Source organism: Kitasatospora sp. NPDC058162 (assembly GCF_042884005.1).
Taxonomy (GTDB): domain Bacteria; phylum Actinomycetota; class Actinomycetes; order Streptomycetales; family Streptomycetaceae; genus Kitasatospora.
In genome coordinates this window covers 19,679-36,279 of record NZ_JBHVUS010000043.1, presented here as the reverse complement: position 1 = coordinate 36,279, position 16,601 = coordinate 19,679, and the positions used below count along the sequence as shown (strand labels likewise).

Sequence of the window (16,601 nt, the reverse complement as noted above, 5' to 3'; positions counted from 1 at the left end):
GGTCGGGGTCGGAGGTGGGGTCGGGGTCGGAGGTGGGGGTGGGGGCGGTGCGGAAGGTGCCCCGGTTGAGGTCGGGGCGGGCGGCTGCGGCGGCGCTGGTCGCCACGGGGGTGCTGGTGGTGGCGGGGGCGCTGCTGTACGACGCGGTCGCGGTGCGGGTCGGGCAGCCGGCCCGGCGGTGGCGGGCGCAGATCGCGGACGAGCTGGCCACGCGGCACTTGGACGATCTGTGGGTGTTGGTGGGGGCTGGGGTCTCGGCGCTGGTCGGGGGATGGCTGCTGTGGTTGGCGTTCGCGCCCGGACTGCGGCGGTGGCTGGTGCTGCGGCCGTACGGCGGGACGGCGGCGGCGATCGACCGGGCCGGGATCGGGCACCTGCTGGCGGACCGGGCCGCCGGGCTGGGGGGCATCGAGCACCTGCGGATCAAGGTCGGGCGGCGCCGACTGCGGGTGTCGGTCAGCGGGCCGGTGGACCCGGCGGGGGTGCAGCGGCAGCTGCGGGAGGAGCTGGCGCGGGTGGGGCTGGCGCAGCCGCCGCGGTTGGACGTGCGGTCCTGGCGGGGGCCGGCGGGTGAGGTGGCGAGCGGTGTTGTGGCGGGTGGTGCGGTGGGGGGCGGGGCTGTGGCGGGTGGGGTCGTGACGGAAGGTGCGCGGGAGCGGGCGGGGGAGGGGGAGGGATGACTCGGACGGTCGTCAATCGGGTGCTGCTGGCGGTGGTGGGGGCGGTGCTCGTGGGGGTCGGGGTGCTGGTGCTGGCGGGCGGGTTGGACCTGTACCGGCGGGTGGGGGTCGATCCGCCGAGCTGGTGGCCGCTGACCTCGCCGGACCAGCCGGTGGTCAGTGCGCGCTCCCGGGTGCGGTGGGTCGGGTCCTCGTGGTGGTGGCCGACGGTGATCGGGGGGCTGTCGCTGTTGGTGCTGGGCATGGCCTGGTGGTTGGTGGCGCAGCTGCGGCGGACCGGGCTGGCCCACATCGCGGTGCCGACGCCAGGGGTGCGCGGGCTGCGGATGCGGGTGAATTCGCGGGCGCTGGAGGAGGCGTTGGAGCACGGCACGGTCGTCCTGCCCGAAGTCGAGCGGGCCGGGGTGCGGTTGGTGCGGGCCCCCGGGCATCCGCGGCTGCGGGGCGCCGTACGGCTGACGCCGGGCGGGGACCCGGTCGGGCTGGTGGAGCACTTCGAGGACGGGCCGCGGGCGGACGCCGTACGGAGCCTGGGGCTGGCGGACCTGCCGGCCGACCTGCGGATCCGGGTGCTGCAGGAGGCTCCCGCCGGGCGGCGGCGCCGGTTCGGGCGGCGACGGGGGCGGCGGGAGCGTCGTCAGCTGGAGTAGCTCTTCTCGGGACTCAGAGGGAGCGGAGGGCGCCGCCGTCGACCGGGACCATCAGGCCGGTCAGGTAGGAGGCGGCGGGGGAGAGCACGAAGGCGGCGACCTTGCCGAACTCCTCGGGGGTGCCGTAGCGGCGCAGCGGGATGGTGGCGCTGTGGTGGTCGCGGGCGGCCTCCGGGTCGGGGGCGAGGGCGTCGAGCTCGCGGACCCGGTCGGTGTCGATCCGGGCCGGGAGCAGGCCGAGCACCCGGATGCCGCGGGGGCCGAGCTCGTCGGCCAGGGACTTGGCGGCCATCGCTAGGCCGGGGCGCAGACCGTTGGAGATGCCGAGGCCGGGGATCGGCTGACGGACGGAGCTGGAGAGCACGAAGCCGATCACCCCGCCGGAGGGGAGGGCGGCGGCCGCGGTACGGGCGAGGCGGAGGGCGCCGAGGAAGACGGACTCGAAGGCGTCGCGCCAGGCGGACTCCGGGGTGGTCTCGACCGGGCCGGCCTGCGGGCCGCCGACGCTGATCAGGATGCCGTCGAAGCGGCCGAAGCGGGTGGTGGCCTCGGCGATCAGGCGGTCGGCGGTGTCGGGGGCGGCGTTGTCGGCGACCAGGCCGTGGGCGGTGCCGGTGGTGGCGCCAGAGCCGGGGGCGGTGCCGGAGCCGTGGGCGGTGCCGAGCTTTTCGAGTTCGGCTACGGCGGTGTCGACGGCTTGTTGGGTGCGGCCGCTGATGAGGACGTTGGCGCCGTCGGCGACGAGTTCGCGGGCGGTGGCGAGGCCGAGGCCTCGGGTGGCGCCGGTGACGATGTAGGTCTTGTTCTTGAGTCCGAGATCCATGGGGGACATCTTGCCGGGCCGCTGCGCGGGGGGCTTCGGTGTGGGGGTGGGCTTTCGGGAGGGTGGGTGGGTCCGGGGGTGGTTCCGGGGGTGGGCGCTCCGGGGGCTGGATGATTTTCGGACCGCCGACCCTCATCGAGGGGGGTTGAGACCGTTGGCGGTCTGAAAATCACCCGTCACGCCCCTCTCCGCACCCACCCCCTCCACCGCCCCCTCCCGCAGCGCGTCCCTCTCGCCTGGGGCGGGTGGGGGGAGGGGGGTGGTTGCTGTGGGTGGGTTGGTGCGGGTTGGGGGTGGGTGGGTTTTGGTGGTGGGTGCGCGGGGCGGGGCACGCGCGTCCGGGAGGGGTGGGTGCGGGTTGGGCTGGCGTTGACGTCGGGGGGAAGGTTTAGCGTCGGTGGTGGTTGTTCGGGAGGAGTGGGTGGGCGTGCGGATCGGGGAGTTGGCGGAGCGGGCGGGGACGACTACGCGGGCGTTGCGGTACTACGAGCAGTTGGGGTTGTTGCCGGCCCGGCGGGCGGGTAACGGGTACCGGGCGTACGGCGAGGAGGACTTGCGGCTGCTGCGGGAGATCCGGATGTTGCAGGACTTCGGGTTCGGGTTGGAGGAGACCCGGCCGTTCGTGGAGTGTCTGCGGGCGGGGCACCCGGAGGGGGATTCCTGTCCGGCCTCGTTGGAGGTCTACCGGCGGAAGTTGGCCGAGTTGGACGAGTGCATCGCGCGCTTGCGGGACGTCCGGGTGCAGGTGGCCGGGCAGTTCGAGCGGGCGGTGCGGGCGCGGGACGAGCTCGCGGCTTCCGAGCAGCCGCCGGAGTGTGAACTGGCCAGGGAGCAGAGGGAGTAGACGATGGTGGAGATCGCGGGTGTGCCGGCGGTGACGGACGAGACGTTCGCCGCGGAGGTGCTCGAGGCCGAGGGGCCGGTGCTGGTGGACTTCACGGCGGACTGGTGCCCGCCGTGCCGGATGATGGCGCCGGTGCTGGCGGACGTCGCGCGGGAGGAGGCGCACCGGTTCCGGGTGGTGAGCGTCGATGTGGACCGCAATCCCCGGACCCAGGCGGCGTACGGGGTGCTGTCGATGCCGACGTTGATGCTGTTCCGGGGCGGGCAGCCGGTGCGGTCGGTGGTGGGGGCGCGGGCGAAGGCGCGGTTGTTGCGGGAGTTGGAGGACGTCCTTTAGGCGGGGAGGGCTTCGAGGGGGACCTCGGGCGCGGCCTGCTTGCGGCGGTCCTTGGCCTCGCGGCGGATGAGCACCCAGACGCCGACCGGGATCATCGTGGTGAACAGCCACCACTGGATGGCGTAGGCCATGTGCGGGCCGATGTCGGAGTGGTTGGGCTCGGGGATCAGCTGGGGCTGGTCGGCCGGGGCCGGGGTGCTGGCGGTGAGTTCCAGGTAGCCGCCGAGGAGGGTGGTGCCGGTCTCCTTGGACTGCTGTTCGGTGTTGATCAGGTTGAACTGGCGGTCGGGGAGGCCGGCCCGGTCCTTGACCCAGCCGCCGCTGCTGCCGGTGGTCTCGTCGGAGCGCAGCCGGCCGGTGAGGGTGACCTCGCCGGTGGGGGCGGCCGGGACGGGCGGGTACTGGGTGGCGCCGTCGCCGGAGGGGACCCAGCCGCGGTTGATCAGGACGGTGCCCTTGCCGTCGGAGAGCTTCAGCGGGGTGATGACGAAGTAGCCGAGGGTTCCGTTGGCGTCGGTCCGCTTGCGGACCACGAACTCGTGTGCCGGGTCGTACTGTCCGGTGGCCGTCACGGCGCGCCAGGTGAGGGCGGACGGCACGGCGGCGCCGGGGGCTGCGGAGAGGCTGTCGAAGGGCACCGGCGAGGCCGTGAGGGCCTTGCCGATCAGCTCGTTCCGGGCCACCCGCGCCTCGTGGCGGTGCAGCTGCCAGAAGCCCAGCTTGATCGTCGCGGGGATCAGCAGCAGCGCGATCAGCATGGTGATCAGCCACTGTCGGGTCAGCAGAAAACGGTACACATGGGAACGGTACGCCGACCTCACAACGGGCTCACGCACCGGGGTGCGGGGCGACCTCGCGCAGCAGCTGGAGGAAGGCGTCCTCGGTGACGATCGGGGTTCCGACGTCGCGGGCCTTGCGGGCCTTGCCGCTCCAGCTGGTCGGCTCGTTGGTGACCAGGAGGCTGGTGAGCCGGCTGACGGAGGTGGCGATGTGCAGGCCCGCCTCGACGGCGCGGTCCTCCAGCACCTCGCGGTCGGTGGCGGTGTCGCCGGTGAAGGCCACCCGCATGCCCTGGACCAGCGGCTTGCCGTCCTCCCAGCGCCCCGGGTTGGGGTACGGGCAGGCCGGGCGCTTCTTGGCCTGGCGGTACTGGGCGCCGGTCCAGTTGCCGCGGCCGGGGGCGGCGGGCTCGTCCTCGCCGAGGTCGGTGACCGCGACGCAGGTCTGGAAGGGGAGCGGGATGCCGTGGGTGCGGGCCAGCCGGAGGCTGGGGCGGAAGGCCTCGGCGAGCACCCGGGCGTCGTCCAGGGCGTTGTGGGCCTGGCGCTGCTGGACGCCGAAGTGGGCGGCGAGCGAGGAGAGCTTGCCGTTGGGCAGCGGGAGGCGCAGGTCGCGGGAGAGCACCATGGTGCACAGCCGCTGCTCGACCGGGGCGCTGCGGCCGGCCCGGGAGAACTCGCGGGAGATCATGTTCCAGTCGAACAGCGCGTTGTGCGCGACCAGGACGCGGTTCGCCAGGCGGGCCGCGAACTCCTCGGCGATCTCGGGGAAGGTCGGCGCGCCGGAGAGCAGTTCGGCGGTGAGGCCGTGGATCCAGACCGGGCCCGGGTCCCGCTCGGGGTTGACCAGGGTGTACCAGTGGTCGGTCACCTCTCCGTCGCCGTCCAGCTGGTAGACGCCCGCCGAGATGACGCGGTCGGAGCGGCCGAGACCGGTGGTCTCGACGTCGACCACCGCGAAGCCCTCGGCGGGGGCGGCGGAGCGCTGGGCGGGGACCGGGGCGGTCCGCGGCGCGCCGTACGTCTCGGGCTGGATCGGTTGCATGGTCCAACAGGATAAGGGGCGAGTTGGCCGGGGCCGGTCGAAATGTTCCGACCGGGCAGCCGGAATAGAGTGGTCCGCATGGGTGTCGTACACCTGGTCGAGATCGTTTCCGGCCGGTGGGCCGGCTTTGTGTGAGGAAGAACGCATGCGCGCCACGGTGATCCACGGACCGAACGACATCCGCATCGAAGAGGTGCCGGACCCGGTGATCAAGCACCCGACGGACGTCGTGCTCCGGGTGGTCAACGCCTGTATCTGCGGCAGCGATCTGTGGGCGTACCGGGGGGTCGCCCAGCGGGTGCCCGGGCAGCGGATCGGTCACGAGTTCCTGGGCGTGGTGGAGGAGGTCGGCGCCGAGGTCCGGGGCTTCGCGAAGGGTGATCTGGTGGTCGCGCCCTTCGTGTGGTCGGACGGGGTCTGTGAGTTCTGTCTCGAGGGTCTGCAGACGTCGTGTCCGCACGGCGGGTTCTGGGGGTCGGTGGGTTCGGACGGCGGCCAGGGCGAGGCGGTGCGGGTGCCGTTCGCGGACGGGACGCTGGTGAAGCTGCCGAAGGAGGCCGCGGGCGACGAGAAGCTGCTGCCGGGCCTGCTGGCGCTGTCCGACGTGATGGCCACCGGGCACCACGCGGCGGTCTCGGCGCGGGTGCGTCCGGGGGCGACGGTCGCGGTGGTCGGCGACGGCGCGGTGGGCCTGTGCGGCGTGCTGGCGGCGCAGCGGCTGGGCGCGGGCCGGATCATCGCGCTGGGCCGGCACCCGGCCCGGACCGAGCTGGCCCGGCGCTTCGGCGCGACGGACGTGGTGGCCGAGCGCGGCGACGCCGCGGTCGAGGCCGTGAAGGAGCTGACCGGCGGCCTGGGCGCGCACGCGGTGCTGGAGGCGGTCGGCACCGAGGAGTCGATGCGGACGGCGATCTCGATCACCCGGGACGGCGGCGCGGTCGGCTACGTGGGTGTCCCGCACGGCGGCAGCGCGGGCGTCGACATCGGTCAGATGTTCGGCCGAAACGTTTCGCTCAACGGCGGCGTCGCCCCGGCCCGGGCGTACATCCCCGAACTGCTGCCCGACGTGCTCTCGGGCGCGATCGAGCCGGGCCTGGTCTTCGACCGGACCGTCGGCCTGGACGGCGTGCCGGACGGCTACCGCGCCATGGACGACCGTTCCGCGCTGAAGGTCCGGATCGCCTTCTGATTCTGACGCTTCGTCAACAGGGGCGGCACCGTTGGACGGTGTCGCCCCTTTCGGTTGTGGTGGTCCTGGTCCGGAGGTGACGCGAGTGGTGGTTTTCGGCCAATTGGATAGTGCGAGGGGGTGAACGACTGGCTGATCGCGGTCAACCCCTTCCGGGGTGGGCACGACGCTCCTAGCATTGCGCGGCGCGCACGAGGAATGTGACGTCCCTCACGTTCGAATCGTCCCCCCGTGCGACCGCTACGCCGAAGGAGTGAGGAGACAGAGTGGATTCGCCGCCGATCACCACTACTGCTACGGAAGTCCAACTCATCGATGACAGCGAGGAGTTCCGTACCCTGCGGCGCTCGTTCCGGAGCTTCGCCTTCCCGGTCACCATCGGCTTCGTGCTCTGGTACCTGCTCTACGTACTGCTCTCCTGCTACGCCCCCGGGCTGATGGGCACCAAGGTCGTCGGGCACATCAACGTGGCTCTGGTGCTCGGGCTGCTCCAGTTCGTCACCACCTTCGTCATCGCCGCCTGCTACGCCCGCTACGCGGACCGGCGGATCGACCCGCCCGCCGCCGCGATCCGCGAGGCCCACGGTGCCGTCGTCCACGCCCCCCGGGAGGCCGCCGAATGACACCGCTCGCCAGCTCCGCCACGGAGCACCGCGGTCTGATCCTGTCCTTGTTCGGGCTCTTCGTGGCGGCCACCCTGGTCATCACCGTCTGGGCCGGGCGGCAGAACCGCAGCGCCGCCGACTTCTACGCCGGCGGCCGCGGCTTCACCGGGTTCCAGAACGGCCTGGCCATCTCCGGGGACTACATGTCCGCCGCGTCCTTCCTCGGCATCGCCGGGATCATCGCGCTCACCGGGTACGACGGCTTCCTGTACTCGATCGGCTTCCTGGTCGCCTGGCTGGTCGCGCTGCTGCTGATCGCCGAGCCGCTGCGCAACTCCGGCCGGTTCACCATGGCGGACGTGCTCGCGTTCCGGATGCGCCAGCGCCCGGTGCGCACCGCGGCCGGGATCTCCACCATCGTGGTCTCGATCTTCTACCTGCTCGCCCAGATGGTCGGCGCCGGAGCCCTGGTGGCGCTGCTGCTGGGGGTCACCGGGGAGGGTGCCAAGCGCTGGACCATCCTCGCGGTCGGCGCGCTGATGATCATCTACGTGGTGATAGGGGGTATGAAGGGCACCACCTGGGTGCAGATCGTCAAGGCCGTGCTGCTGATCGCCGGCGCCGCGCTGATGACCGTCCTGGTGCTCGCCAAGTACCACTTCAACCCCTCGGAACTGCTCGGCGCGGCCGCCTCCGCGAGCGGCAAGGGCTCGGCCTTCCTCGAACCGGGGTTGAAGTACGGGGCCACCGACACCTCCAAGCTCGACTTCATCAGCCTGGGGATCGCGCTGGTGCTCGGCACCGCCGGCCTGCCGCACATCCTGGTCCGCTTCTACACCGTCCCCACCGCCAAGACGGCCCGGAAGTCCGTGCTCTGGGCGATCGGCATCATCGGCGTCTTCTACCTGATGACCCTGGCGCTCGGCTTCGGCGCGGCCGCGCTGGTCGGCCGCAGCGGCATGGTGGCCGTCGAGGGCAAGACGCCCTCCGGCAACACGGCGGCGCCGCTGCTCGCCGAGCAGCTCGGCGGCGGGCCCGGCACCACCGGCGGGGCGATCATGCTCGCGGTGATCTCGGCGGTCGCCTTCGCCACCATCCTGGCCGTGGTCGCCGGGCTCACCCTGGCCTCCTCGGCCTCCTTCGCGCACGACCTGTACGCCAATGTGATCCGGCGCGGGAAGGTGAGCGAGAAGGAGGAGGTGCGGTCCGCGAAGTGGGCCGCCGTCGGGATCGGCGCCGTCTCCATCGTGCTCAGCCTCTACGCGGGCAAGCTCAGCACTGCGGCCCTGGTCGCGCTGGCCTTCGCGGTGGCGGCCTCGGCCAACCTGCCGACCCTGCTCTACTCGCTGTTCTGGAAGCGCTTCACCACCGTCGGCGCGGTCAGCTCGGTCTACGCGGGCCTGATCTCCTCGGTGGTGCTGGTGGTGTTCTCCCCGGTGCTGTCCGGGACCGAGAAGTCGCTCTTCCCCAACGCCGACTTCCACTGGTTCCCGCTGGAGAACCCCGGCCTGGTGTCCATCCCGATCGGCTTCCTGGCTGGCTGGCTCGGCACCCTGCTGTCCAAGGAGCGTCCGGACCCGGCGAAGTACGCTGAACTGGAGGTCCGCTCGCTGACCGGGCTGGGCGCCCACTGATCCATCCGCATGACTATGCTGGCCCGGCCCCCGCCGCGACGGTGGCCGGGCCGGCTGCTTTTCGGGAAGGGACGCACGTGCTGCTCGACTCCTTCGGACGACGCGCCGTCGACCTGCGGGTCTCCCTCACCGACCGGTGCAACCTCCGCTGCACCTACTGCATGCCGGAGGAAGGCCTGCAGTGGCTGGCCAAGCCCGATCTGCTGACCGACGAAGAGATCGTCCGGCTGGTCACCCTGGCCGTGCGCGACCTGGGTGTGCGGGAGGTCCGCTTCACCGGCGGCGAGCCGCTGCTGCGCCCCGGGCTGGTCGCGATCGTCGCCGCCTGCTCCGAGCTGGAGCCGCGCCCCGAGCTGTCGCTGACCACCAACGGCATCGGGCTGTCCCGCACCGCGACGGCGCTGCGCGAGGCCGGGCTGGACCGGGTCAACGTCTCGCTGGACACCCTCGACCCCGAGGTGTTCTTCACCCTCACCCGCCGCCGGCGCCACCAGGACGTGCTGGACGGGCTGGCCGCCGCCGAGGCGACCGGGCTGGCGCCGGTGAAGCTGAACGCCGTGCTGATGCGCGGGGTCAACGAGCACGAGGCGGCCGACCTGCTGTCCTGGTGCCTGGACCGCGGCTACGAGCTGCGCTTCATCGAGCAGATGCCGCTGGACGCCCAGCACGGCTGGGACCGCTCGTCGATGGTCACCGCGGGGGAGATCCTGGACCTGCTGCGGGCCCGCTTCGCGCTCACCCCGGAGCCGTCCGCGAGCCGGGGCGCGGCGCCCGCCGAGCGCTGGGTGGTCGACGGCGGCGCCGGCCGGGTCGGCGTGATCGCCTCCGTCACCCGGCCGTTCTGCCGGGCCTGCGACCGGACCAGGCTGACCGCCGACGGGCAGGTGCGCAACTGCCTGTTCGCGACCGGGGAGACCGACCTGCGCACCGCGCTGCGCTCGGGGGCGGACGACGCGGAGCTGGCCGCGCTGTGGCGGGCGGCGATGTGGGGCAAGAAGGCCGGGGCCGGGATCGACGACCCGGAGTTCCACCAGCCCGAGCGGCCGATGTCGGCGATCGGCGGCTAGACCTCTTCCGAGGACCCCTCGGGAGTCTTGGGGTAGTCGGCGAAGGCGACGACCTCCTTGAGGAAGCCGCGCACGCCCAGGAACTGGGACAGGTGCTCGCGGTGCTCCTCGCAGGCGAGCCAGGTCTTGCGGCGGTCCGGGGTGTGCAGCTTCGGGTTGTTCCACACCAGCACCCAGTGGGCGTCCGCCCGGCAGCCCTTGGCGGAGCAGATCGGGGTCTGCGGGGTGTCCATCGGGGGCCGTCCTCGGTGCTCGGCGGGTGCGTCGTCACCGCCAGTCTGTCACGCCGGCCCGGCCCGCCCGGATCCGGGCATGGCGACGCCGGGCAGCCACGGGGGGAGCCGCCCGGCGTCGGTCCGTCGCTCCGACGGGGGATGCGGAGCGCGTACGCAGTATGTCACGCCGAGAGCCTCGGATGGGGAGGTCTTGCATGATTAATCTGAGCTTCTTTTGAGCTTTCGTCGAGCCGATTCGGGCTCAATCCCCGTAAAGCGGACGGTCAGTCCGTGCCCGGTGACGTTTCGGTGGCCGAGGTCTTTGCCTGTCCTGTACCAGTGGCCGCACCAGCCCCACCCGTACCACCGGGGCCGAGCATCAGGGGGGTGTCGGCCGGGAAGTCGAAGGTGCTGGGGAGGCCCGGCGCCCGCTCCCGGCCCGCGTTGGCGATCAGCACCGCGAAGTACGGCAGCAGCACGCCGCCCGCCAGCGCGGCGAGGGCCAGCCAGCGCTCGACGTTCCACAGCACCACCGCGAGCAGCACGCAGACGGTGCGGAGCAGCATCGAGATGACGTAGCGGCGCTGGCGCCCCCGGACGTCCTCGGAGAGGCTGCTGCGCGCCCCCGTGATCCGGTAGATCCGTCCGTCGTCGGCGCTCTTGCCCATGTGTCCAACCGCCCTCGTCCAGGCATCCGCGCGCCGTTCCGCGCGGCCTCCTCACGGTACGCCCGGGGGCCGGGGACGACGAGACCGGGTGGGCGGGGCCCACCCGGTCGGGCGTGATAGGGGGCCAACAGGCCCTAGGAGCGTCGGGAGAGGTACTGCGGGGGGACGGTGTCGGTGAGCCAGACGCCGTTCTCGCTGAGCCGGAACTCGTGGCCGGCCGCCGCCATCGCGGCCGCGTTCACGGTGAGCACGACCGGGCGGCCGTGCCGGGCGCCGACCCGGGTGGCCGTCTCGGTCTCCGCCGACAGGTGCACGTCCTGGCGGGCCATCGGGCGCAGCCCCTCGCGGAAGATCGACGCCAGGTGGCGGTCGGCGGTGCCGTGGTAGAGCACCGGCGGCGGCACGGTGGCGGCCAGACCGAGGTCGACCGCCACCGTGTGGCCCTGGTTGGCGCGGATCGAGAGGCCGTCCGGCGAGTAGCCGAAGCGCCGCTTGTTGTTGGTGGCCACGACGTGGTCCAGGTCGGGCCGGGACAGCCGGTTGCCCTTGGCCGCCAGCGCGGTGAGCAGCACGTCGATCCGGACCCAGCCGGCGTCGTCCAGCGTGATGCCGACCCGGTCGGGGTCGTGCCGCAGGATGCGGGACAGCATCTTGCTCGTCTTGACCAGCCGCTTCTCGTCCATCATGTCTTTCGTATCCCCCCGTCGGCCAGCGGCTATGAGGCCTGGCTGACCGAACTCATGTTGAAGTCCGCGACACGCACGGGTGGCATCGCGGTGCGGGTGAAGTAGTCGCTCCACTCGCGGGGCAGGCAGCGTTCGGTGCGGCCCGCCTCGGTGATCCGGCCGAGCAGGTCGACCGGGGACTCGTTGAACCGGAAGTTGTTGACCGCGCCGACCACTTCGCCGTTCTCCACCAGGTAGACGCCGTCCCGGGTGAGGCCGGTGAGCAGCAGCGTCGCCGGGTCCACCTCGCGGATGTACCAGAGGCAGGTGAGCAGCAGGCCGCGCTCGGTGCGGGCGATCATCTCGTCCAGGGTCGGCGCGGACTCCTGGTCGGGCGTCTCCAGCACCAGGTTGTCGACCGCCGGTCGCAGCGGCAGGCCGGTGAGGCCGGCCGCGTGGCGGCTGGTGATCAGCTCGGTCAGCACGCCCTCGTGGATCCAGTCGGTGGCGGCGATCGGCGCGCCGTTGTCGAAGACCGAGACGTCGCCGCCGGTGCGGTGCGCCAGTACGAACGGGGCGGCCTCCAGGCCGGGTTCGTCCGGGTCGGCGCGCAGGGTCAGCGGCAGCGGGGCGAGCTTCTCGCCGAGCCGGGTGCCGCCGCCGGGCCGGGAGAAGACCGTCCGGCCCTCGTGGGCGTCCCGGCCGCCGGAGGACCAGTGGAGGTAGATCATCAGGTCGGCGACGGCCGAGGGCGGCAGCAGCGTCTCGTAGCGCCCGGCCGGCAGGTCGACCTTGCGGGCGCCCCAGCCGAGCCGCTTGGTGAGCTCGGCGTGCAGGGCGGGGACGTCGATGTCGGTGAAGTCCCGGGTGGCGGCGCCGACCCAGGCCGAGCCGGTGAGGTCGGCGGTCTTGCCGTTGATCTCGACCATGCCGGTCGGCTGGTCGTGGCGCAGCCGCAGGCCGGTGGAGCTGCCCAGGTAGCTGGTGGTGACCTCGTGCCGGGCGAAGCCGTACAGCAGCTCGCCCTGGGCGGCGGCGCGGGCGAAGGCCTCGCCGAGGGCCGGGCCGAAGGCCTCGAACACCTCGATGGAGGTCTCCGCGGGCGGCTCGGTGAAGTCCGGGGAGGCCGGCCGGCCGTCGAGCAGCGGCTGGGCGTCCTCGGCCGGGCCGGCCGCGCGGGCGGCGTCCTCGGCGGCCCGGACCAGGCCCTCGACGTCCGCCGCGGTGACGGCCTCGCGGGAGACCACGCCGGAGGCGGTGCCCTCGGCGCCGGCCACGGTGGCGATCACGGTGAGGCGGCGGCCGCGGGTGACGCCGTTGGTGGTCAGGGCGTTGCCGGCCCAGCGCAGGTTGGCGGTGGACTCCTCGTCGGCGATCACCACGCAGCCGTCGGCGCGGGAGAGGCCGAGGGCCAGCTCGACGAGTTCGTGGGGCTGCATCGCGGTCATCAGTGACCCGCCTCCTGCTGGGTGTTGAGCACGTTGACGTTGCGGAACAGCGCCGACGGGCAGCCGTGGCTGACCGCCGCGATCTGGCCGGGCTGCGCCTTGCCGCAGTTGAAGGCGCCGCCGAGGACGTAGGTCTGCGGGCCGCCGACCGCCGCCATCGAGCCCCAGAAGTCGGTGGTGGTGGCCTGGTAGGCGAAGTCCTTGACCTGGCCGGCGAGTTCGCCGTCCTTGATGGCGTAGGCGCGCTGGCCGGTGAACTGGAAGTTGTAGCGCTGCATGTCGATCGACCAGGAGCGGTCGCCGACGATGTACAGCCCGTTCTCCACCCCGGCGAACAGGCCCTCGGTGTCCGGGCCGCCGGCGGCGGGCTGGAGCGAGACGTTGGCCATCCGCTGCACCGGGACGTGCGCGGGGGAGTCCGCGAAGGCGCAGCCGTTGGAGCGCTCGAAGCCCTTCAACCTGGCCATGCCGCGGTCGAGTTGGTAGCCGACCAGGACGCCGTCCCGGATCAGGTCCCAGGACTGGGTGGCGACGCCCTCGTCGTCGTAGCCGATGGTGGACAGGCCGTGCTCGGCGGTGCGGTCGCCGGTGACGTGCATCAGGTCGGAGCCGTAGCGGAGGCTGCCGAGCTGGTCGAAGGTGGCGAAGGAGGTGCCGGCGTAGGCGGCCTCGTAGCCGAGCGCGCGGTCCAGCTCGGTGGCGTGGCCGATCGACTCGTGGATGGTCAGCCAGAGGTTGGACGGGTCGATGACCAGGTCGTAGCGGCCCGGGCGGACGCTCGGGGCCTTCATCTTCTCGGCCAGCAGGACGGGCAGTTCGGCGAGCTCGGCGTCCCAGTCCCACTCGCCGCCGGTCAGGCTCTGTCCATCGGGGGACGACCCCCGGACCCCCGTGAGGTATTCATACCCGCGGCCGACCGGCGGGGCCAGGGTGCGCATCGAGTCGAAGGCGCCGGTGCGCTCGTCGACCGAGGTGGCCTCCAGGTCGGAGTAGAGCCGGATCCGCTGCTGGGTCGTCACGGTGCCCGCGGTGTCGGCGTAGAACTTGTTCTCCTGCACCGTCAGCAGGGCCGCCTGGACGTGCGAGACGCCCGGGGCGGCCAGCAGCCGGGCGCTGCGCTCGGCGAGCAGCGCGGTCTTGTCGGCGTCCGGCACCTCGAAGGGGTTGACCTCGTACGCGGAGACCCAGGTGACGTCCCGGTGGACGGGCTCGTCGGCCAGCTCGACCCGCTCGGCGGAGCCGGACGCCCGGCTGATCCCGCCGGAGAGCCGGGCCACCGCGACGGCCTGGGCGGCGACCTTCGCCGCGGCCTCGGGGGTGAGGTCCACCCCGGCGGCGAAGCCCCAGGCGCCGTCCAGCAGCACCCGGACGGCGAAGCCCAGCTGCACGCTGTCGGAGGTGCCGGCCGGACGGGCGTCGCGCAGCCGCCAGGAGGCGCTGCGGACCCGCTCCAGGCGGAAGTCGGCGTGGCTCGCGCCGAGTTCGCGGGCCCGGGCGAGGGCGGCGTCGGCGAGGGTACGCAGCGGGAGGGCGAGGAACAGCGGGTCGACGGCGCGCCCGTGCGGGGCGCCGGCGCTGTCGGCCGGAGGGATCGGAGGCAATCGGGCTCCCAGGTCGCGGAGGGTGGCGGTGCGGAGCCACAGGGGCGTCCGCACCGCATCATTTCCCGTCCACCGGGTTTCCGGCCAGCGCATTTCGCCTGGTGCGTCGCGGTTTTCGGCCAGGCCGGTCAGGGCCTGGCAGGGTCTGTCGGGATCCGTCAGGAGACGGACTCCCACCAGCCGTCCAGCTCCGGCGGGTTGTCCACGTCGATCCGCTCGCCGGGGCGCGGCACGGCCAGCGGGACGGCCTGGGCCTTGGCCTCCTTGAGCAGCCGTTCGACCGGCTCGGCCCACGGGTGCAGGCCCAGGTTGAAGGTGCACCAGTGGACCGGCACCAGCAGTCCGGCGGAGAGGTCCCGGTGGGCGAGGACGGCGTCCTCGGGGGTCATGTGGATGTCCGGCCAGGCGGCGTCGTAGGCGCCGATCTGCACCAGCGCGGCGTCGAAGGGGCCGTGCTGGGCGCCGATCCGGGCGTAGCCCTCGAAGTAGCCGGAGTCGCCGGTGTAGAAGACCTTGCGGGTCGGGCCCGCGATCACCCAGGAGCCCCACAGGGTGGTGTTGCGGGTCAGGCCGCGGCCGGAGAAGTGGTGCGCGGAGGTGAGGGTGAGGACCAGCTCTCCCAGGGTGCAGGTCTCGTCCCAGTCCAGCTCGATGATCCGGTGCTCGGGGACGCCCCAGCGGCGCAGGTGGCCGCCGATGCCGAGCGGCACCGCGAAGGGCGCGGACTGGCTGCGCACCAGGCGCTTGACGGTCGCCATGTCGAGGTGGTCGTAGTGGTCGTGCGAGATCAGCACCGCGTCGACCGGCGGCAGCTCCTCCAGCTCGACCGGGACCGGGTGCAGCCGCTTGGGGCCGAGGTGGGCGGCGGGGGAGCAGCGGTCGCTCCAGATCGGGTCGAGCAGCACGCGCGAGCCCTCGATCTCCACCAGCGCGGAGGCGTGGCCGTACCAGGTGATCTCCACGCCCTCGGCGGCCGGGCCGGGGGAGGCGGCGGGGCGGACGGTGGGCACCGGGTGGGCCGGGACGCGGCCCTCGCGCTGGAAGAGCATCCGGCGGACGGTGTCCCGGTCGAAGTCGGGGGTGCTGCCGGGCCGGGCGAGGGTGGAGGGGGCGTTGTGGAAGACGCCGTCGCGGTACTGCGGGGAGTCGCGCACCCGCTCCTCGCGCTCGCCGTCCGGACGGCGCCCGAACGCCGCGGGCAGGTCGCGCAGCGCCCAGGCGGTCGCGCCCAGGCCCGCCGCCAGGGCGGTGAGGGCGAGCAGTCGTCCGCGTCCGGGGGTGCTCCCGGGCCGTGCCTTGGTCATGCGCCCTGCCTTCGTATCCTCGCCGGGACTCTTCGGGGGAAGGGTACGTCCGGCCCCGGGGTCGGCCCGCACCACGGGGGCAACGGGCACGCCCGCCCCCGTTGTTCCCACACAGCGTTCCCGTACGCGGCCCCTTTCGCGGCGGGCCTGCGGCCTGCGGCGGACGGCCGGGAGGCACCGGATGCTGCGGGTGCGGATTGTCGGATTGCGACAGTTCCTCCGGTGCTGCGCTGTGGGAGCTCGATTCGCCGCCGCCGCCGACCGCCCGATAGCGTCACACTGCGTACGCATTCCGACGTACGTGCCACACACGGAGAGAGGTGGATCGTTGAGCCGCTCGGTTCTCGTCACCGGAGGAAACCGGGGCATCGGCCTCGCGATCGCCCAGGCCTTCGCCGAAGCAGGCGACAAGGTGGCCATCACCAGCCGTTCGGGTGAGGTGCCCGAGGCCCTCGCCAAGTACGACGTCCTCGCGGTGCGCTGCGACATCACGGACGCCGGGCAGGTGGACGCCGCCTTCACCGAGATCGAGCAGAAGCACGGCGCGGTCGAGGTGCTGGTCGCCAACGCGGGCATCACCAAGGACACCCTGCTGCTGCGGATGTCCGAGGAGGACTTCACCTCCGTCGTGGACACCAACCTCACCGGCACCTTCCGGGTGGTCAAGCGCGCGTCGAAGCTGATGATGCGCGCCAAGAAGGGCCGCGTGGTGCTGATCTCCTCCGTGGTGGGCCTCTCCGGCACGCCGGGCCAGGCCAACTACGCCGCCTCCAAGGCCGGCCTGGTGGGCTTCGCCCGCTCGCTGGCGCGCGAGCTCGGTCCGCGCAACATCACCGTCAACGTGGTCGCCCCCGGCTTCGTCGACACCGACATGACCGCCGTGCTCAGCGACGAGCGCCGCGCGGAGATCGTCTCGGGCGTGCCGCTGGGCCGTTACGCGGCGCCCGCCGAGGTCGCGTCCACCGTGCGGTTCCTCGGTTCGGACGAGGCCGCGTACATCACCGGAGCCGTCATTCCCGTCGACGGCGGATTGGGCATGGGTCACTGA

Annotated in this window: 18 protein-coding genes; 9 read left to right on the top strand and 9 right to left on the bottom strand. The window is 72.8% G+C overall.

Annotated elements, in window-relative coordinates:
- Positions 1-65 precede the first annotated feature (65 nt).
- On the top strand, positions 66-680 hold the full coding sequence (locus tag ACFVXG_RS40620; protein ID WP_387935358.1) for a DUF6286 domain-containing protein: 615 nt from the start codon (positions 66-68) through the stop codon (positions 678-680).
- Positions 677-1,330 carry an alkaline shock response membrane anchor protein AmaP gene (locus ACFVXG_RS40615; RefSeq protein WP_387935356.1) on the top strand — a complete coding sequence of 218 codons (654 nt, stop codon included), beginning with the start codon at positions 677-679 and terminating at the stop codon, positions 1,328-1,330. The genes ACFVXG_RS40620 and ACFVXG_RS40615 overlap by 4 nt, the downstream gene beginning before the upstream one ends.
- A gap of 13 nt (positions 1,331-1,343) precedes the next feature.
- On the opposite strand, the gene ACFVXG_RS40610 is transcribed toward ACFVXG_RS40615, so the two are convergent.
- Positions 1,344-2,153, bottom strand: coding sequence for an SDR family oxidoreductase (locus ACFVXG_RS40610; protein WP_387935355.1), 810 nt, complete (start codon positions 2,151-2,153; stop codon positions 1,344-1,346).
- 427 nt (positions 2,154-2,580) lie between these two features.
- Here ACFVXG_RS40610 and ACFVXG_RS40605 point away from each other — a divergent pair, with 427 nt between their 5' ends.
- Positions 2,581-2,997 carry a MerR family transcriptional regulator gene (locus ACFVXG_RS40605; protein ID WP_387935411.1) on the top strand — a complete coding sequence of 139 codons (417 nt, stop codon included), beginning with the start codon at positions 2,581-2,583 and terminating at the stop codon, positions 2,995-2,997.
- 3 nt (positions 2,998-3,000) lie between these two features.
- The gene (gene trxA / locus ACFVXG_RS40600) at positions 3,001-3,333 is read left to right on the top strand and encodes a thioredoxin (protein ID WP_387935353.1); all 333 of its coding nucleotides are present in this window, start codon (positions 3,001-3,003) and stop codon (positions 3,331-3,333) included.
- Here trxA and ACFVXG_RS40595 read toward each other — a convergent pair.
- On the bottom strand, positions 3,330-4,130 hold the full coding sequence (locus ACFVXG_RS40595) for an SURF1 family protein (RefSeq protein ID WP_387935351.1): 801 nt from the start codon (positions 4,128-4,130) through the stop codon (positions 3,330-3,332). The genes trxA and ACFVXG_RS40595 overlap by 4 nt on opposite strands.
- Positions 4,131-4,161: 31 nt before the next feature.
- Positions 4,162-5,157: a DEDDh family exonuclease gene (locus ACFVXG_RS40590; protein ID WP_387935349.1), complete on the bottom strand. Its 996-nt coding sequence runs from the start codon at positions 5,155-5,157 to the stop codon at positions 4,162-4,164.
- Between the two features lie 145 nt (positions 5,158-5,302).
- On the opposite strand from ACFVXG_RS40590, the gene ACFVXG_RS40585 reads away from it, so the two are divergent.
- From ACFVXG_RS40585 to moaA, 4 genes are all read left to right on the top strand, one after another.
- On the top strand, positions 5,303-6,346 hold the full coding sequence (locus ACFVXG_RS40585) for a zinc-dependent alcohol dehydrogenase family protein (protein ID WP_387935347.1): 1,044 nt from the start codon (positions 5,303-5,305) through the stop codon (positions 6,344-6,346).
- A gap of 266 nt (positions 6,347-6,612) precedes the next feature.
- Positions 6,613-6,969, top strand: a complete 357-nt coding sequence (locus ACFVXG_RS40580) for a DUF485 domain-containing protein (RefSeq protein WP_387935345.1) — start codon at positions 6,613-6,615, stop codon at positions 6,967-6,969.
- Positions 6,966-8,585 (top strand): cation acetate symporter, encoded by a 1,620-nt coding sequence (locus ACFVXG_RS40575; RefSeq protein ID WP_387935343.1) that lies wholly within the window; start codon positions 6,966-6,968, stop codon positions 8,583-8,585. Before ACFVXG_RS40580 ends, ACFVXG_RS40575 begins: the two co-directional genes overlap by 4 nt.
- A gap of 77 nt (positions 8,586-8,662) precedes the next feature.
- Positions 8,663-9,652 (top strand): GTP 3',8-cyclase MoaA, encoded by a 990-nt coding sequence (gene moaA, locus ACFVXG_RS40570; RefSeq protein WP_387935341.1) that lies wholly within the window; start codon positions 8,663-8,665, stop codon positions 9,650-9,652.
- On the opposite strand, the gene ACFVXG_RS40565 is transcribed toward moaA, so the two are convergent.
- The 6 genes from ACFVXG_RS40565 to ACFVXG_RS40540 form a co-directional block, all read right to left on the bottom strand.
- Positions 9,649-9,885: a hypothetical protein gene (locus ACFVXG_RS40565; protein WP_387935339.1), complete on the bottom strand. Its 237-nt coding sequence runs from the start codon at positions 9,883-9,885 to the stop codon at positions 9,649-9,651. The two genes, moaA and ACFVXG_RS40565, sit on opposite strands and share 4 nt — an antisense overlap.
- A gap of 266 nt (positions 9,886-10,151) precedes the next feature.
- Positions 10,152-10,535 carry a DUF3099 domain-containing protein gene (locus ACFVXG_RS40560; RefSeq protein WP_387935338.1) on the bottom strand — a complete coding sequence of 128 codons (384 nt, stop codon included), beginning with the start codon at positions 10,533-10,535 and terminating at the stop codon, positions 10,152-10,154.
- Between the two features lie 134 nt (positions 10,536-10,669).
- Positions 10,670-11,218 carry an RNA 2'-phosphotransferase gene (locus ACFVXG_RS40555; protein ID WP_387935409.1) on the bottom strand — a complete coding sequence of 183 codons (549 nt, stop codon included), beginning with the start codon at positions 11,216-11,218 and terminating at the stop codon, positions 10,670-10,672.
- 32 nt (positions 11,219-11,250) lie between these two features.
- Positions 11,251-12,648, bottom strand: a complete 1,398-nt coding sequence (locus ACFVXG_RS40550; protein ID WP_387935336.1) for a metallopeptidase TldD-related protein — start codon at positions 12,646-12,648, stop codon at positions 11,251-11,253.
- Positions 12,648-14,240 (bottom strand): TldD/PmbA family protein, encoded by a 1,593-nt coding sequence (locus tag ACFVXG_RS40545; RefSeq protein ID WP_387935407.1) that lies wholly within the window; start codon positions 14,238-14,240, stop codon positions 12,648-12,650. The genes ACFVXG_RS40550 and ACFVXG_RS40545 overlap by 1 nt, the downstream gene beginning before the upstream one ends.
- A 167-nt stretch (positions 14,241-14,407) precedes the next feature.
- A complete protein-coding gene (locus ACFVXG_RS40540) occupies positions 14,408-15,553 on the bottom strand; it encodes an MBL fold metallo-hydrolase (protein ID WP_387935334.1) in 1,146 nt (381 codons plus the stop codon).
- Between the two features lie 328 nt (positions 15,554-15,881).
- Between ACFVXG_RS40540 and fabG the strand changes: the two genes are divergently transcribed.
- Positions 15,882-16,601, top strand: coding sequence for a 3-oxoacyl-[acyl-carrier-protein] reductase (gene fabG, locus ACFVXG_RS40535; protein ID WP_387935332.1), 720 nt, complete (start codon positions 15,882-15,884; stop codon positions 16,599-16,601).

Bases quoted from the DNA above. Each gene is read 5' to 3' on its own strand.
- ACFVXG_RS40615 (WP_387935356.1), top strand. From the start codon at position 677: ATGACTCGGACGGTCGTCAATCGGGTGCTGCTGGCGGTGGTGGGGGCG.
- ACFVXG_RS40610 (WP_387935355.1), bottom strand. From the start codon at position 2,153: ATGGATCTCGGACTCAAGAACAAGACCTACATCGTCACCGGCGCCACC.
- trxA (WP_387935353.1), top strand. From the start codon at position 3,001: ATGGTGGAGATCGCGGGTGTGCCGGCGGTGACGGACGAGACGTTCGCC.
- ACFVXG_RS40590 (WP_387935349.1), bottom strand. From the start codon at position 5,157: ATGCAACCGATCCAGCCCGAGACGTACGGCGCGCCGCGGACCGCCCCG.
- ACFVXG_RS40585 (WP_387935347.1), top strand. From the start codon at position 5,303: ATGCGCGCCACGGTGATCCACGGACCGAACGACATCCGCATCGAAGAG.
- ACFVXG_RS40575 (WP_387935343.1), top strand. From the start codon at position 6,966: ATGACACCGCTCGCCAGCTCCGCCACGGAGCACCGCGGTCTGATCCTG.
- ACFVXG_RS40565 (WP_387935339.1), bottom strand. From the start codon at position 9,885: ATGGACACCCCGCAGACCCCGATCTGCTCCGCCAAGGGCTGCCGGGCG.
- ACFVXG_RS40560 (WP_387935338.1), bottom strand. From the start codon at position 10,535: ATGGGCAAGAGCGCCGACGACGGACGGATCTACCGGATCACGGGGGCG.
- ACFVXG_RS40555 (WP_387935409.1), bottom strand. From the start codon at position 11,218: ATGGACGAGAAGCGGCTGGTCAAGACGAGCAAGATGCTGTCCCGCATC.
- ACFVXG_RS40550 (WP_387935336.1), bottom strand. From the start codon at position 12,648: ATGACCGCGATGCAGCCCCACGAACTCGTCGAGCTGGCCCTCGGCCTC.
- ACFVXG_RS40540 (WP_387935334.1), bottom strand. From the start codon at position 15,553: ATGACCAAGGCACGGCCCGGGAGCACCCCCGGACGCGGACGACTGCTC.